At 48.5% G+C, this 392-nt stretch carries 1 protein-coding gene; it reads left to right on the top strand.

Features of this window, described 5'->3' with window-relative positions; translation table 11 throughout:
• Window positions 1-118: 118 nt before the first annotated feature.
• Window positions 119-392 (top strand): NAD-binding protein (locus B3180_RS13870; RefSeq protein WP_349677623.1); only part of this gene is annotated, 274 nt, incomplete at its 3' end.

Genomic DNA, 392 nt, shown 5'->3' on the forward strand with positions numbered 1-392 from the left:
TCTGGCCTGCATAAAAACTACTCTGAACATCGTCTAATTGGCTATGATAACGGAAATTAACCCTTAGATGTGTTATTTATAAGGGCTAGCGGCAAATACCCCAAGTGAGAGCATAGACATGGAACAGCTATCAGTATTAATTAACGGCGGCGGAATGGTCGGGGCGGCAGCAGCGTTAGCTTTTGCTCAGAAAGGCGCGCAGGTGACTTTGCTGGAGCCAAAACCGCCAAGTGTTGAGGAAAATACTGATCCCGAATGGGACTTACGCATATCTTCGGTGAATAACAGTAATTGGCAGTGGTTGCTGGGGCTGGGCATTGGGGAAGATGTCCGGCATTCACGGGTGTTTGATTATGACCGCTTAACGGTCACATCGATAAGCGGAACGAGCG

Origin of the sequence: Idiomarina sp. UBA4206 (assembly GCF_002383015.1) — a bacterium.
Classification (GTDB): Bacteria; Pseudomonadota; Gammaproteobacteria; order Enterobacterales; family Alteromonadaceae; genus Idiomarina; species Idiomarina abyssalis.